We start from the raw sequence: 15455 nt of genomic DNA, 5'->3' as shown, positions 1-15455 counted from the left end.
CCCCCCCCCCCCCCCCCCCCCCCCCCCCCCCCCCCCCCCCCCCCCCCCCCCCTTTTAGATGTGTATAAGAGACAGCCATTGATACAGAAGCAATTCAATGGTCCCTCCGACAGGAATCGAACCTGTATCTGGCGCTTAGGAGGCGCCCGTTCTATCCATTGAACTACGGAGAGGAGCAAACGGCGATTGTAAACCCACGCCGGACCCGCCCCGCGCACCGCCGGGAGGGCGGCATGCGGGGCGCTGGGGCGTCAGTCCTTGCGCACGGTGTAGATCAGGTCCAGCGCGCTGGTTTCCCCGGTCTGGCCGCGCAGGGTGAGGCGGCGCGAGAGGTCGTAGAAGATGTACAGCGTGCCCATGGCCCCCGAGAGGCTTTGCTCGTAGGTGACATAGAGGTCGCTGGACAGGCGCTTGCCCAGGGTGAGGGCGGCGCCGGTGGAGCCTTCGCCGCCCGGTCCCTTGAAGCCGATTTCGTCCAGGCCCAGGTTGCTGGCGATCTTGCCGCTGTTGTTGCGCCCGCCGCTGAGCAGGGACAGCGCGGCCTGCTGGAGCAGGGCGCTTTCGGCGCCGCCCGTGGCGGGGTCGCGGCCCATGACCACCCAGGAGAGCTTTTCGGCATCGGGCATTTCGGGGTCGGAGTACAGGCGCACGCGCGGGGCGTTGGCCGTGCCCTGCACCTGCACGCCTGCACGCACGGCGATGTTCGGGCGCAGCGCCAGGATGTCCAGCGAGGGGTTGGCGTAGGGGCCGTTGAAGCGGATGAGGCCGGTCTCCACGTCCAGCGACTGGCCCCAGGCGCGGTAGCGGCCCTGCACGGTGCGGATCTCGCCCGTGATGCGCGGCGGGCCGCCCGCCACGGTGGGGCCTTGCACTTCCAGCGCGCCTTCCAGGCGGGTGGTGATGCCGTAGCCCTGCAGCGCGAAGTCGCGGCCCAGGTCGAGCTTGACGAGGATGTCGGGCAGCTTGATGGTTTCCGCGCGGGCCTGAGCCTTGCGGTCGGCCTGCTGCTGCTTGCGCGCCGCTTCCTGCTCGGCCTTGCGCGAGGCGGCCGAGTGCACGACCACGTCGGAGTCCAGCGAGGGGGCGGATTCCTCGGGCAGGATGATGGTGGCGCGGTCGGTGGTGAGGTCGCCGCGCAGCGTGAACTGGCCTTGCTCCAGCTTGGCCTGCAGGCCGCCGGAGATGCTGACCTGGCGGTCCGCGCGCACCAGCACCTGCAGCCTGGTGGCCTGGGCGCGCAGGTCCATGCTCAGGCCGGAGTTGCTGCCATCGGCGTTGGGCGGGTCCCAGCGCACGAAGCCCGAGCCCGTGAGTTCGCCGCCTTCGCGCGGGGCCGTGGTGAGGTTGCCGCTGTAGCCCAGGATGCGCGCATTGCTGCCGCGCCCGCCCTGCATGCGCAGTTCGGTCAGGTCCAGCCGGTTGCCTTGCAGGCGGGCGCGCAGCACGCCGTTTTGCAGGTCGATGCCGTCCAGCGCGGACAGGATGCTCAGGCCGTCGGCCGAGAGATTGCCCTGCCACTGCGGGTTCTGGCGGTCACCGCTGATCTCGGCCTTGGCCTGCAGCGAGCCGGTGACGCGCCAGCCGGGCGGGGCGAACAGCGCCCAGATGCCGATGTCGGGCATGCGGGCGTCGATCTGGCCGGACAGCGGGGCCTTCTCGGGCCAGGTCCAGGTGCCGTTTTGCTGGGCCAGGCGCGTGCCCAGCTGCGCGGTCAGGGTGCCGGCGCGTTCGCTGTCCCAGTCGAGCTTGGCCTGCACGTCGTCGCCCTGGGCGCGCACGCTCAGGCGGGCCTGCTTGATGTGGGCGCGCATGCCGGCGCCGCGCACGGTATGTGTGCGCACTTCACCAGGCTTGCTGGAGCGCGGCCCCGTGGTGTGGATGACGGTGGTGCCCGAGCCGTCTTCCACGGCCAGGCGCAGGTCGCCCGCGGCACGCTCGACCAGCAGTTCGGCCTTGAGCGCGGGGCCGGTGGTGTCCAGGTCCCAGCGGGCGTTGAAGCTCAGGTCACCGCTCAGGCCCATGGCGGCCAGCGGAGGCTCCTCGGCCATGGACAGGGCATCGACCCAGGCCAGCGGCAGGGCCTGGGCGCGGCCGGTGCTGCGCAGGGCCCAGCGGCCGTCGCCGCCCTGGGTGGCGCGGGTGTCGTCCCAGGCCAGCAGCACGGGCTGCGGCGCCTCGGCATTGGCGCGGCGCTGGGCCAGCGTGGGCGGCGTGACCTGCAGGCTGCCGGCCGACGCCGTGAAGGTGGTGGACAGGACGGTACGGCCCGTGGTGCGCTGGGCAATCTGCACGGGCTGCTTGCCCGCCAGTTGCAGTTGCCAGGGGCCGGGCAGGTCCTGGCCTGGATTCAACCGGGCCTGCAGCCTGTCGATGCTGGCCTGCCAGTCCAGGGGCGCGGCACCGCGCGCCGTGGCAAGGCCTGCCTGCAGGGCCGTGTCGATCTGCGCGGTCTGCGTGCCGCGCTTCGCCTGGCCGGTGAGGCTCAGGCTGGCCTGCTCGGGCGAGCCCTTGAGGGCCAGGCGCAGCTCGGGCAGCTCCAGCGCCTGCTCGGGCGGCGTGTTGGCGGGCAGGTAGCGCAGCTTGGCGGCCTGCAGGTCGGCCTGCAGTTGCAGGCCGCTGGCGGGAAGCGGGTCGCCCACGGCGGCCTTCATGCGCTTTTGCAGTGCGCCCCATCCGCCGCGCCAGCTGGCGTCCAGCTGGGCCTGGCCTTCGATCAGGGCGCCGGCCAGCGGGTCCTTCATGCCGGGCAGCTTGCGCAGCCACTGCGTGAGGGCGGTGAGTGACGACAGCTTGAGCTGGCTGCTGCCCTGGCCTGCGGCGGGGCTGATGTGGCCGTCCAGCGAGAGCTCGGCGCCGGGCAGCTCGGCCTTCAGCACGGTCTGCAGTTTTTGCTGTTCGGTGTCGAACTGCAGGCTGCGGCTGCGCACCGAGGCCTGCAGCGCATCAAGCTGCAGGTTCTCCAGCGACAGCACGGGCTGGGCCCAGCGGCCCTTGGTGGCGAGTTTCTCTATGCGCAGGGGCTGGCGCTTGCTGCCTGCGGGCGCGGCTGCGGCCTGGATGTCCACGCTGAAGTCCACCTGCTGCTCTGCCGTGGTGCTGGCGCGCAGCTCGCCCTGCAGCGGTGCGGCTTCCAGGATGCTGTAGAGCGCGGTGGGGTCCAGTCGCTGGACCTTGGCCTGGCCTTCGAAGACCTTGGTGGCGGGCTCGAAGCGGCCCTGGGCGTCGATGCTGCCCGAGCCTATGGCGATCTGCGCCTGCTCCAGCAGCCACTGCTGGCCGTCATAGCGCACCGCGGCCTCGATCTGGTCCAGCGGCAGGCGCTGGCGGTCCCAGGGACCGGGCATGGCGTTGTTCAGGCGTGTCGTCAGTTGCCAGGCGGTGGTGGCGATGGCCGAGCCTGGTGCCTGGTCCGATGCCTGATCCGTGCCTGGTGCTGTGGCTGGTGCCTGGGCCGTATCAGCTGCCTTGCCATCCGGCCCGGCCTGCAATTCGCCGCTGATGCGGGTGCGCGGTCCCTGGGGCCAGAAGGCGGCGATGTCGATCTGGCTGAGCTGGGCGCGCGCGGTCTGCAGCGGCTGGGGCTGCCAGGGCCGGATGCTGGCCTCGATGTCCGCATGCATGGGTTCGGACACGGGGGCGGCTTCCTTGCGCTCCCTGGCCTTGCCGTTCTTGCCATCGGCCTTGGCGGATTTCTGTACGGCGGGAGGGGTAGATGCTTCCTCGGACACCGTCCCGGGCTTGGCATCAACCTGGAGCTTGATGCCCAGTTGCGCAGCGGCGGTGGCCAGGGTGCCGTCGATCTGTGCCTTGGCCTGCACGGCCAGCGGTGCAGGTTTGGGGGCCTTGGCCGTGGAGGCCTCGTCGTCCGAAGCCAGGGCCGGCGCCTGCAGGTCGCCCTGCAGCTGGGCCTGGATGGCCATGGGCGCACGGGCCTGCAGGCGCAGCCTGGCCTGGTAGTTGCCATCGGCCCATTGCAGGTCGCGCACGTCCAGCTGGTGCTCGCTGCCGTCATAGATGTAGTGGCCTTGCAGGCCCAGTACCTCGGCCTGGGGCGGGCCTTGCCAGACGATGCGCTCCACATGGAAGGGCACGTCGATCTTCACGGGCAGCACGAGCTGCTGCAGTGGCTCGACGGGTTTCTTGTCCTCCGGGTCGGGCGTGCTGGCAATGCTCAGCTCGGCGATGCGCACTTCGCCCAGGCGCACGGTGCGCGACAGCAGGGGGCGCAATTGCCAGCCGATGGTGGCGTCGCGCAGCTCCACCTTCATGGTGGGGCTTTGCCATTGCAGCCAGCCGATGCGCCCGCCCTGGCGCACGCTGCCGGTGACTTCCTTGGCCTGCAGGCTCTGGCCTGCGGGCAGCCAGCCGGCCACGCGCTGCAGGGTGTAGGCCAGCGAATCGGCACGGCCGCTCCACCACCAGGCGGAACCCAGCAGGGCGGCCAGCAGCAGGACCAGGACCAGGAAGAACCAGAGCAGGGCGCGCAGCCAGCGGCGGCGCCGGGGCGCAGGCGAGGAAGGGGACGCCTGGGGGCTTTGATCTGGCGCGGCGGAGGAGGCAGGGGTATTCAAACGGGAATCCACCATGGTCAGAAGTTGAAGCCCAGGCGCAGGTGCAGGCGCAGCTGTTTTTCCTGGGCGCCCCAGGCGATGTCGGCCTGCACGGGGCCCACGGGGCTGCGCCAGCGCAGGCCGGTGCCCACGCCCACGCGCATGTACATGGAGTCGGGCGCATCGCCCACGGTGCCGGCGTCCAGGAAGACGGCATGCTCCCAGTCCTGCGTGTTGCCCTTGATGACGATGGGCCGCTGCCATTCGATGCTGCCCACGGCCATGTAGCGCCCGCCGATGACCTTGCCGCTGTCGGTGCGCGCACCGATGCTCTGGTAGCCGTAGCCGCGCACGGTGTTGTCGCCGCCGGTGATGAACAGCTGGGTGACGGGCAGGTCGGCATCCTTGCGGGCCAGCAGGGCGCCGCCGGAGGCGCGCAGCGCCAGGCGGCTGCGGCGCTTGGTCTCGGGATCGACCTCGCCGATGGGAATCAGGCTGAGCCAGCGGCCCGAGACACGGCCGAACGGCGTGCGCTGGGGCGTGAGCGTGGTGCCCGCGCCGACTTCCCAGGCAAAGCCGAAGCCCGAGGAGGGCGCCAGCGTGCTGTCGAAGTAGCGGCCCGTCCAGCCGTAGTTGGCCGTAACCGACGAGCTGGAGGGCGGCGCGCCCTCGCCCTGGGTCTTGGCGTAGTCGTACTGCAGGTAGTAGTTGCGGTCAATGTGGTCTTCGGACTTGGTGCGGCCGGCGCGCAGCTGCAGGCTGTTGACATCGAAGTCGCCCGAGGGCGCGCGCTCGGCCTTGGCCGTGGTGAACCAGCGCCACAGGGTTTCATCGGGCAGGGCGGTCCACTGTGTGGAGATCAGCGGGTTCTTGCGGTCGAAGCGCATGCGCGTGACGGCACGCCAGCCCAGCCAGGGCAGGCGGTTGTGGATATGGTCCACGCTCAGGCGCGGGCCGGTGTCGGTGCTCATGCCCACGCCGAAGACCCATTTCTGCATCTGGGCCTCGCGCACCTGGGCGATGACGGGCGTGGTGACCTGGGCGCCCTTGCGCTTGAGGGCCTCCTCATCCTCGGCGGCGCTTTCTCCCTGCTGGGGCACGTTGGCCAGCGTGAGGAAGACGGAGTCGTAGTAGCCGCTGCTGGCCAGGCGCAGCTGGGCGTCGACCAAGGCGGTCTGGTCGTATTCCTCGCCCTCGGGCAGGCGTGCGATGCGGGCCGTGCCCACGGGGTCGTAGCGCTGGGCGCCTTCGATGCGCAGCGGGCCGAAGGTGTAGGCCGGGCCGGGCGCATAGGCCACGCTGACATCGGCCTCATGCGTGTCTGCGTCGATGTCGGCCAGGCTGGAGTCGATGCGCGCCAGCGGGTAGCGGCGCGACTGCAGCGTGCGCAGGCCCTGGCTCTTGGCCTGGCTCCAGTTGGACTGGCTGAAGCGCTGGCCGGGCTGCAGCGGCCAGTCCTCTTCGATGGTGGCGCGCTGGGAGGCGCCGTCGGGATCGTCGGCATTGACGCCCGCAAAGCGCACCTGGCTGCGCGCAATGGTGGCGGGCTCGCCCGGGTCCACCTTGACGGTGACCTGCAGCGGGGCCTCTTCGGATTCGGGCGTTTCCTTGATCTCCACCGTGACCGTGGGGCTGAAGTAGCCCAGCGTGCCGATCAGGTCGCGCACGTTGGCGTCGGTGGCGCCCAGCAGCCGCGTGAGCTCGCGCCGCTGCAGATCGCTCTGGTAGCGGTAGCGGCGCAGTTCGAGGTGCTTTTCCAGCAGTTCGCGCACTTCCTTGGGCGCATCGACGACGAGCGAGAAGGCCGGGTCGCCGGTCGCTGCAATCAGCGACGGGTCCGTGTCCTTGTCATCATTCTTGGACGGCAGGAGGCTGCAGCCACCGAGCATCAGGGCTGCACTCAACAGAAACAAAAACGCCGGCCCTCGGGCCGGCGCTGTCGCGGGGGGGAGCTTGGGCATCGGCCTATTTTGACAGCAGGCGCATGGCGTCTTCCAGACCTTTGAGTGTCAAAGGGTACATGCGGTTGCCCGTGAGCTGCTGGATGATGCTGATGCTCTGGCGGTACTGCCAGACGCCAGGCGGCTCGGGGTTGATCCAGGCAAAGCGCGGGAAGGCATGCGTCAGGCGCTGCAGCCATTCGGCGCCGGGCTCCTCGTTCATGTACTCCACGCTGCCGCCGGGCTGCAGGATCTCGTAGGGGCTCATGGTGGCGTCGCCCACGAAGATCAGCTTGTAGTCCTTGTTGTACTTGCGGATGATGTCCCAGGTCGGAAACTTCTCGGCGAAGCGGCGGCGGTTGTTCTTCCACATGAAGTCGTAGACGCAGTTGTGGAAGTAGTAGAACTCCAGGTGCTTGAACTCGCTCTTGACGGCGGAGAACAACTCTTCCACGCGCTGCACATGCTCGTCCATGGTGCCGCCCACGTCCATGAGCAGCAGCACCTTCACGTTGTTGTGGCGCTCCGGGATCATCTTGATGTCCAGGTAGCCCGCGTTGGCGGCCGTGCTGCGGATGGTGTCGGGCAGGTCCAGCTCCAGCTCGCCGCCTTCGCGGGCGAACTTGCGCAGCCGGCGCAGCGCGACCTTGATGTTGCGCGTGCCCAGCTCCTGCGTGTCGTCGTAGTCGCGGTAGGCGCGCTGCTCCCAGACCTTGACGGCGCTCTTGTTGCGGCCCGGCCCGCCGATGCGCACGCCGGCCGGGTTGTAGCCGCCGTGGCCGAAGGGGCTGGTGCCGCCCGTGCCTATCCACTTGTTGCCGCCTTCGTGCCGCTCCTTTTGCTCTTCGAGCCGCTTCTTGAGCGTCTCCATCAGCTCGTCCCAGCCCATGGCCTCGATGGCGGCCTTTTCCTCGGGCGAGAGCTCGCGCTCCAGCAGCTTCTTCAGCCAGTCCTGGGGAATTTCGCGCGTGAGGTCGGCCACCATCTCCACGCCCTTGAAGTAGGCGGCAAAGGCGCGGTCGTACTTGTCGTAGTGCTTCTCGTCCTTGACCAGCACGGTGCGGCCCAGGTGGTAGAAGTCGTCCAGGCTCCAGGCGTCGTCGCTCTTGGGGCCGACCACGCCGGCCTGCAGTGCCTCCAGCAGGGTCAGGAACTCCTTGACCGAGACGGGCAGCTTGGCCGCGCGCATGGTGTAGAAGAAGTCGATCAGCATGGCATCTCCCGAGGGCCCGGCGTGCGCGCCCTCATGTGCGCGCCACGGCGGTGCTGCCGTCCGAATGGCGCTGCAGCTGGTCCAGCAGCTGGGCGCGCGACTCGGGCCATTCGCCGCTGCGCAGGCTGTACATCACGGTGTCGCGGATGGTGCCATCGCGGCGCAGCGCGTGGCCGCGGATCACGCCGTCCTTCTTGGCCCCCAAGCGCTCGATGGCGCGCTGGCTGGCAAAGTTGAAGCAGTCCGTGCGCCAGCCCACCACATGGCAGGACAGCGTGTCGAACGCATGGCCCATGAGCATGAGCTTGGCCGAGGTGTTGACATGGGTGCGCTGCACGCTGCGCGCGTACCAGGTGTAGCCGATCTCCACGCGGCGCACCTCGGGCAGGATGTCGTGGTAGCTGCTGGTGCCCAGCACCTTGCCGCTGTCGTCGTCCAGCACGGCAAAGGCGAAGCGCTTGCCCTGGCTGCGCTGCTCCAGCGCGGCTTCGATATAGGCACGCACATCACCGGGCTCGGGCGCCGAGGTCACGCGGATGCGCCACAGCTGACCGTCCTGCACGGCCTCGCGCAGCCCGGCTTCATGGGCCAGGGCCAGGGGCTCCAGCCGCACGCCGTTGAAGCGCATGACCACGGGTCGCACAAAGCCCTGGTGCGCCACCGCGCCGGCCACGGGAATGGTCGTCACCTGGCCGGTGAGGGCCGGCACGCCCGTGTCGTTGGTGTGTTCTGGATGGGGCATGGGCGCAGGCCTCAGCGGTTGCGCTGGTTCATGAAGACCAGCTTCTCGAACAGGCTCACATCCTGCTCGTTCTTGAGCAGTGCGCCCACCAGCGGCGGCACGGCGACCTTGCCCTCGGCGGTCTGCAGCGACTCCACGGGAATGTCCTCGGCCACCAGCAGCTTGAGCCAGTCGATCAACTCGCTGGTGGAGGGCTTCTTCTTGAGGCCGGGCAGATTGCGCACGTCGTAGAACACCTTCATCGCGGCGGTCAGCAGCTCGCCCTGCAGCTTGGGGAAGTGCACGGCCACGATCTGGCGCATGGTGTCGGCGTCGGGGAACTTGATGTAGTGGAAGAAGCAGCGGCGCAGGAAGGCGTCGGGCAGCTCCTTTTCGTTGTTGGAGGTGATGAAGACCAGCGGCCGGTGCTTGGCGCGGATCATCTCGCGCGTCTCGTAGCAGTAGAACTCCATGCGGTCGATCTCGCGCAGCAGGTCGTTCGGGAATTCGATGTCGGCCTTGTCGATCTCGTCGATCAGCAGGGCCACGGGCCGGTCTGCCGTGAAGGCCTGCCACAGCACGCCCTTGATGATGTAGTTGTGGATGTCCTTGACGCGCTCGCCGCCGTCGATGTCGGACAGTTGCGAGTCGCGCAGGCGGCTGACGGCGTCGTATTCATACAGCCCCTGCTGGGCCTTGGTGGTGGACTTGATGTGCCACTGCAGCAGCGGCATGTCCAGCGCTGCGGCCACTTCCTCGGCCAGCATGGTCTTGCCCGTGCCGGGCTCTCCCTTGACCAGCAGCGGGCGCTGCAAGGTGGCTGCGGCATTCACCGCGAGCATCAAATCCTGGGTGGCGACGTAGTTCTCGGAACCTTGAAATTTCATGGGCGGTATCAGCGTAAGTATTGATGGGGACGCTTGACGGTGACTGCCATAATCGTTCGCGCTACCCGCTCAGCAGTAGGCATCCGTCAGAACTCTTGAAGGATTGTGCGCGCAAAATGATAAAAACTTTGACCACGGTATTGGCGCTGACTGTCGCATCTGTGACCCCTGTGGCACAGGCCCAGCAAAGCAAAGGTGACGCAAAGGCAGGGGAGGGGAAGATCGCCATGTGCATTGGCTGCCATGGCATCCAGGGCTACCAGGCCAGCTTCCCCGAGGTGTACAAGGTCCCCAAGATTTCAGGACAGGGCGCACCCTACATCGTGGCCGCGCTGCAGGCCTACCAGAAGGGCGAGCGCAAGCACCCCACCATGCGCGGCATCGCCGATCCGCTGACCGATCAGGACATGGCCGACGTGGCCGCCTACTACGCCGAGCATGGCGTGGCCAAGGCCGCCGACGCCAAGGTCCGCGAGCCCAGCACCCAGGTTGCCGCGCTGCTGCAAAAAGGGGCCTGCGTCTCCTGCCACGGCCAGGGTTTTTCCAAGCCCATCGACCCCAGCTACCCGAAGGTGGCGGGCCAGTATGCGGACTATTTGTACTCTGCCCTCAAGTCCTACAAGACCGAAGGCAACCCCCATATCGGCCGCAGCAACGGCGTGATGGCCGGCATTGCCAAGCAGTTCACCAACAGCGAACTCAAGGCGCTGGCCAACTACATCGGCAGCCTCGATGGCGAGCTGCAGACCCTGCCCCAGCCCCATTTCCGCCTCGGCCAGAAATCGCAGTAGGTCGCGCCTTTCCTCCAAGGCAAAAGCCCGCAATTGCGGGCTTTTTTCGGACTTTGTTTCGGGCTTTGTCTTGAGGCGCTGAACGGCCCGGACTATGCGCCGCCCGTGGCCTTGGCACCGTCGCTGGTGGCGCGGCGCTGCACGGCGGCAATGTAGGCCTCGCCATCTGGGGGGCGGCCCGAGCGCTGGCTTTCCCAGAGCATCTGCCCCAGGCATTCCATGGTGGCGTGGTGGGCGTCGTGCAGCGAGTCCAGGCGGCGGCTGAGCAGCTCCACCGCCTGGCGTATGCCGCGCGGCTGGTCGATGCTGCACTGCTCGCTGATGGACAGGTGCATGGACAGGTGCAGGAAAGGATTGGTCACACCGGGCGTGGCGTCGTAGTCGCGCAGCAGGGCGGCGTCCACGTCGGCGAGGTCATCGAAATACTCGGGATGCTCGGCAATCCAGAGGCTGGCCAGCGTCTCTATGGCCTCCATCGGCGCGCCGTTCAGCATCTTGGTGCGCACGCCGCAGAAAAAGCGCCGCACATCGGCTTGGGTGGGGTTGAACATGGTGGCGCGCAGCGTAGCACGCAGCCCTTTTGGGCGGGCACGCAAGGACTTTGCCGAGGGCCCGCCGCAAAAGCAGGTCAGAGCACCTCGAAGACCCTGCCGGTCTGGGCGCCTTCCACGCTGCGCTGGTAGGCCAGGGCCACGCGCGCGGCGGGCACGGTCTCGAAGCCGGGGAAGACCGAGCCATAGGCCTGGGCCGATTCGGTCAGCAGCGTGGGGCTCACGGCATTGATGCGCAGGCCGCGCTGCAGTTCGACCGCAGCGCCGGTGACGAAGCCGTGGAGGGCGGCATTCACCGTCGATGCATTGGCGCCGTGGCGGATGGGCTCGGTGGCGGCGACGCCGCTGGTCAGCGTGATGGAGCCGCCGTCGCGCAGCCAGCGCTGGCCCAGCAGGGCGAGCCGCACCTGGCCCAGCAGCTTGTCCTGCAGGCCGGAGTTGAACTGCTCGGCCGTCATCTCGGACAGCGGGCCGAAGTGCAGCTTGCCTGCCGTGCTGACGATGGCGTCCACCTGGCCGGCGGCTTCGAACATTTTCTGCAGCGTCTCGGGCTGCGTGAAGTCGGCGCGCAGGTCGCCGCTGTTGCGGCCCACGGTGACGATCTCATGGCGCGGGGCCAGCAGGGCGTGGACAGCGCGGCCGATGGTGCCGGTGGCACCGATGAGCAGGATCTTCATGCGGTTTTCTTTCGGAAGGAGTGAACAGGCCTGCAGTGTTTTGCAAATTGCCTATGCCATAAAGTAGCGAAATATTTTTGTACTACTAAGCATTGGTTAGCAATCCATGGACAAGCTGCGCAATATGGAGGTCTTCATGGCCGTGGTCGAGGACGGCAGCTTTGCCCAGGCCGCGCGGCGCCTGGACATCTCGGCCGTGATGGTGGGCAAGCATGTGCAGCAACTGGAAGCCCACCTGGGCGCGCGCCTGCTGCAGCGCACCACGCGGCGCCACAGCCTGACCGAGGTGGGCCGCAGCTTCTACGAGGACAGCCGCCAGGTCTTCGAGCAGTTGCGCTGGGCCGAGTCTGCCGTGGAGCGCAGCCGCAGTGCCCCGCAGGGCCTGCTGCGCATCAGCGCGCCGACCACGCTGGGCAACCATGTGATCGCGCCGCTGGTGGCCGACTACCAGCTGGCCAATCCGCTGGTGCGTGTGGACCTGCAACTGAGCGACAGCATGGCCGACCTGGTGGGCGAGAACATCGACGTGGCCGTGCGCATCGGCCCCGTGGGCGGCGAAGGCCTGGTGGCGCGGCCGCTGCAGCCCTATCGCATGGTGATTGCGGCGGCGCCCTCGTACCTGCGGCGGCGCGGGCATCCGCGTGGCGTGGACGATCTGGCGCGCCATGACTGCCTGAGCTACGCGGTCTGGCAGCGACGCTCGGAATGGATTCTGCGCGGCGACGGCTCGGGTTCGGTGCAGTGGCCCGAAGACGCCCGCCTGCGCTGCAACAGCGGCGACGGGCTGCGCCATGCGGCGCTGCGCGGCCTGGGCCTGATCCTGCAGCCCGAGGTGCTGCTGGCCGCCGACATGGCCGCGGGTCGGCTGGTGCCCGTGCTGCAGGACTGCGTGCCGCTGCCGCGCCCGGTGCACCTGGTCTATCTGCCGGACCGCCGCCAGCTGCCCAAGCTGGCGCAGTTCGTGGACCACATGGTGCGGGCGCTGGGCGCGGCCTGAGGCCCGGTTTTCAGGGGCCGGGCGGCGGCGGGGCTTCCTGCGGCGCCTGGTCCTTCTCCTGCTGCGCCTGGGCCTCCTGCCGCTCCTTGGCCATCTGCTCGACCAGCTGCTGGCGGCCCTGCTTGGCCACGGCAATGAGCTGGGCCTGGTCCTTGTGGTGGGGGTACATGCGCTCGATCAGCTCCAGGTTGTGCTCCCGAAAGCGCGTGGTGGTGCGCTGGGCCTCGGCAGGGCTGTGGCCAGCGAGTTCCAGCACGGTGCGCGCCGACACCAGGCTGGACTCGAAGACTTCGCGCTCGACATGGTGCACGCCCAGGTCGCGCAACTGGTACCAGTGGGCCATGTCGCGCGCGCGGGCCACGATCTCCAGGTGCGGAAAGCGCTTGCGCACGCGGGCGGCGATCTTCAGCGATTGCTCGGAAGAGTCCACGGCAATGACCAGCACCCGCGCCTTGTCCGCGCCGGCAATGCGCAGCAGGTCCATGCGCGTGGCATCGCCGAAGAACACGCGGTAGCCGAAGGTGTGGGCCACTTCCAGCATCTCCACGCTGTGGTCGAGGATGGTGGCCGGCACGCCCTGGGTCAGCAGCACGCGTGCCACGATCTGGCCGTAGCGGCCAAAGCCCGCAATGATGATTTGCGCGTCCTGCGGCTCCGATATTTCATGGGGCCTGGCAGTCTGGCCCGCGCCGTCGACCTGGCAATCCTTCATGTCGGCAAAGCGCTTGAGCAGCAGCTTGTCCATCAGCACCAGCACCAGCGGGCCGATCAGCATGGACAGGGCCACGGCGGCCACCAGCATGGACGAGATGCTGTGGTGGAACACCTTGTACTGCGCCGCCGTCTGGAACACCACGAAGGCGAACTCCCCGCCCTGGGCCAGCAGCAGGGCGAACACCGGGCGCTCGCGCCAGGGCAGCTTCAGCACGCGGGCCAGGGTGTAGAGCACGGCGCCCTTGAGCGCCAGAAAGCCCAGCACCATGGCGGCCATGGTCCAGGGCGCGCGCAGCAGCACGCCGAAGTCGATGCTCATGCCCACGGCCATGAAGAACAGGCCCAGCAGCAGGCCCTTGAAGGGCTCGATGTTGGTCTCCAGCTCGCTGCGGTACTCGCTGTCGGCCAGCAGCACGCCGGCCAGGAAGGCGCCCAGCGCCATGGACAGGCCCACCTGCACCATCAGCATGGCAATGCCCACCACCAGCAGCAGCGAGGTGGCCGTGAAGATCTCGGGCGTGCGGCTGCGCGCGATCCAGCGCAGCAGGGGGCGCAGCAGCAGGCGGCCGCCCACCACCACGGCGGCGATGGTGCCCACGGTCTTGAGCACCTGCAGCCACAGGTGGCTGTCGGTGTGCGTGGCATTGGCGGCCTTGACCGCGCCCAGGATGGGGATCAGCGCCAGGATGGGAATGGCGGCCACGTCCTGGAACAGCAGGATGGAGAAGCCGGCCTGGCCGCTGGGCGTGCGCATGAGGTTGCGCTCGGCCATGACCTGCAGGCAGATGGCCGTGGACGACAGGGCCAGGCCCATGCCCGCGATCAGGCTCACGCGCCAGGAAAAGCCGAAGGCCCAGGCCGCCAGGAACAGCACGCCCGTGCAGGCCAGCATCTGCGCCAGCCCCCATCCCAGGATGGGCCGGCGCAGCTCCCACAGGCGGCTGGGCTGCAGCTCCAGCCCGATCACGAAGAGCATCAGCACCACGCCGAACTCGGCGAAATGAAGAATGTCATCCACATTGCTGACAAGCGACAGTCCCCAGGGGCCCATGGCAATGCCGGCACCCAGGTAGCCAATGATGGCGCCCAGGCCCAGGGCACGCGCAATGGGCACGGCCAGCACGGCGGCGGTGAGATAGAGAAAGCCGTAGGTCAGCCAGATGGGGGCGCTGTGTTCCATGGGAGTTCGGGATCTTGGATTTGGTGTTTACCCTGGGGTGATTGATTGTGTCACTCTCACAGCCGGGTCAGCTTCCTGACAGGGTTGAAAATGCCCCCCACGCTTCCCTTGCTCATCTTGGGGCGGCCCGGCGATGAAAAATGCCACCGAATGCTTCACCGCCCCATCCGGCTTTGCCGCGGCAGTGCGCCACATCGGCTGCACGGTTTTAAGATGCCGGCCTGCTCCGTATTTTTAAGGTGTTTGGCATGGATTGGCATACTTGGATCGCCTACTTTGTGGCCTGCTGGATCATTGCGGTCTCCCCGGGCTCGGGCGCCGTGCTGTCCATGAGCCATGGCCTGTCGTATGGCGTGCGCAAGAGCAGCGCCACCATCTTCGGGCTGCAGCTGGGGCTGCTGACCATCTTGCTGATCGCCGGTGCGGGCGTGGGCTCGCTGCTGCTGGCCTCCGAATGGGCGTTCAACGCCGTCAAGATCGTCGGCGCCTGCTATCTGATCTACCTGGGCATCAGCCAATGGCGCTCGGGTGCCGCACCCCTGGCCACCCAGGAATCCATGCCCGAGCTCAGCGTGCGCCGCCGCGTGCTCACGGGCTTCCTGACCAACGCCACCAATCCCAAGGGCATCATCTTCATGGTGGCCGTGCTGCCCCAGTTCATGACCACCAGCCGCCCGCTGTGGCTGCAGTTGCTGATCCTGGCCGCCACCATGCTGGCCGTGGACACCATGGTCATGCACGGCTATGCGGCCAGCGCCAGCGCGCTGCGCGGCTTCATGCGCAGCGCGCGTGCGGTGCGCAGCCAGAACCGGGTCTTCGGCGCGCTGCTGATGGCCGTGGGCACAGGCCTGTTCTTTGTTCAGCGCGCGTCCAGGTGACATCCACCCTGGACTAACCCAAGGGTCTGTTGACGTTAATTTGCGGACGCGAAGCAGCCTGCCAGCGTGCCAATCAAGGCGCGCGACGCCGTGCGTGTGCCTACACGCACAAGGAGTGCAACGCCGAGTGGCGCGCTGGCAGGCTGCTTCCCTTCGGGTTGCGCGGTTGCGGGGCCGTCTGCCGCGTTGCTCACACTCGCAAGGCATGGGCCTTGCTGCGCATGAGCGCCTTGCATCTGTCTCTTATACACATCTAAAAAGGGGGGGGGGGGGGGGGGGGGGGGGGGGGGGGGGGGGGGGGGGGGGGGGGGGGGGGGGGGGGGGGGGGGGGGGGGGGGGGGGGGGGGGGGGGGGGG

At 68.2% G+C, this 15455-nt stretch carries 11 protein-coding genes and 1 tRNA gene; 3 read left to right on the top strand and 9 right to left on the bottom strand.

Annotated elements, in window-relative coordinates:
- Positions 1-98 precede the first annotated feature (98 nt).
- The 6 genes from JHD82_RS26215 to JHD82_RS26190 all read right to left on the bottom strand — a co-directional run bounded on the left by JHD82_RS26215 (position 99) and on the right by JHD82_RS26190 (position 9311).
- A tRNA-Arg gene (locus tag JHD82_RS26215) sits at positions 99-173 on the bottom strand.
- 78 nt (positions 174-251) lie between these two features.
- Positions 252-4586, bottom strand: a complete 4335-nt coding sequence (locus JHD82_RS26210) for a translocation/assembly module TamB domain-containing protein (RefSeq protein WP_199139635.1) — start codon at positions 4584-4586, stop codon at positions 252-254.
- Between the two features lie 2 nt (positions 4587-4588).
- Positions 4589-6439 carry an autotransporter assembly complex family protein gene (locus JHD82_RS26205; protein WP_043824435.1) on the bottom strand — a complete coding sequence of 617 codons (1851 nt, stop codon included), beginning with the start codon at positions 6437-6439 and terminating at the stop codon, positions 4589-4591.
- A 76-nt stretch (positions 6440-6515) separates the two neighbouring features.
- Positions 6516-7703, bottom strand: a complete 1188-nt coding sequence (locus tag JHD82_RS26200) for a VWA domain-containing protein (RefSeq protein WP_012203587.1) — start codon at positions 7701-7703, stop codon at positions 6516-6518.
- Positions 7704-7734: 31 nt separating this feature from the next.
- Positions 7735-8445, bottom strand: coding sequence for a GNAT family N-acetyltransferase (locus tag JHD82_RS26195; RefSeq protein ID WP_012203588.1), 711 nt, complete (start codon positions 8443-8445; stop codon positions 7735-7737).
- Between the two features lie 11 nt (positions 8446-8456).
- Positions 8457-9311, bottom strand: coding sequence for a MoxR family ATPase (locus tag JHD82_RS26190; protein WP_012203589.1), 855 nt, complete (start codon positions 9309-9311; stop codon positions 8457-8459).
- A gap of 116 nt (positions 9312-9427) precedes the next feature.
- Here JHD82_RS26190 and JHD82_RS26185 point away from each other — a divergent pair, with 116 nt between their 5' ends.
- The gene (locus JHD82_RS26185) at positions 9428-10102 is read left to right on the top strand and encodes a cytochrome c (protein WP_199139633.1); all 675 of its coding nucleotides are present in this window, start codon (positions 9428-9430) and stop codon (positions 10100-10102) included.
- 92 nt (positions 10103-10194) lie between these two features.
- Here JHD82_RS26185 and JHD82_RS26180 read toward each other — a convergent pair whose 3' ends face one another.
- Both JHD82_RS26180 and JHD82_RS26175 read right to left on the bottom strand, forming a co-directional pair.
- Positions 10195-10653 carry a DUF1841 family protein gene (locus tag JHD82_RS26180; protein WP_012203591.1) on the bottom strand — a complete coding sequence of 153 codons (459 nt, stop codon included), beginning with the start codon at positions 10651-10653 and terminating at the stop codon, positions 10195-10197.
- 77 nt (positions 10654-10730) lie between these two features.
- Positions 10731-11330, bottom strand: a complete 600-nt coding sequence (locus JHD82_RS26175; RefSeq protein ID WP_012203592.1) for a short chain dehydrogenase — start codon at positions 11328-11330, stop codon at positions 10731-10733.
- A 106-nt stretch (positions 11331-11436) separates the two neighbouring features.
- Between JHD82_RS26175 and JHD82_RS26170 the strand changes: the two genes are divergently transcribed.
- On the top strand, positions 11437-12327 hold the full coding sequence (locus JHD82_RS26170) for a LysR family transcriptional regulator (RefSeq protein WP_012203593.1): 891 nt from the start codon (positions 11437-11439) through the stop codon (positions 12325-12327).
- A 10-nt stretch (positions 12328-12337) separates the two neighbouring features.
- On the opposite strand, the gene kefC is transcribed toward JHD82_RS26170, so the two are convergent.
- Complete coding sequence (kefC, locus tag JHD82_RS26165) at positions 12338-14221, bottom strand: glutathione-regulated potassium-efflux system protein KefC (protein ID WP_199139631.1); 1884 nt, start codon at positions 14219-14221, stop codon at positions 12338-12340.
- 248 nt (positions 14222-14469) lie between these two features.
- On the opposite strand from kefC, the gene JHD82_RS26160 reads away from it, so the two are divergent.
- The gene (locus JHD82_RS26160; RefSeq protein WP_012203595.1) at positions 14470-15099 is read left to right on the top strand and encodes a LysE family transporter; all 630 of its coding nucleotides are present in this window, start codon (positions 14470-14472) and stop codon (positions 15097-15099) included.
- The last annotated feature ends 356 nt before the right edge of the window (positions 15100-15455 follow it).

Source organism: Delftia sp. ASV31 (genome assembly GCF_016428765.1).
GTDB classification, from domain to species: domain Bacteria; phylum Pseudomonadota; class Gammaproteobacteria; order Burkholderiales; family Burkholderiaceae_C; genus Comamonas; species Comamonas acidovorans.
The sequence above is the reverse complement of the archived record's forward strand: the minus strand, read 5'-3'. Positions and strand labels throughout refer to the sequence as shown.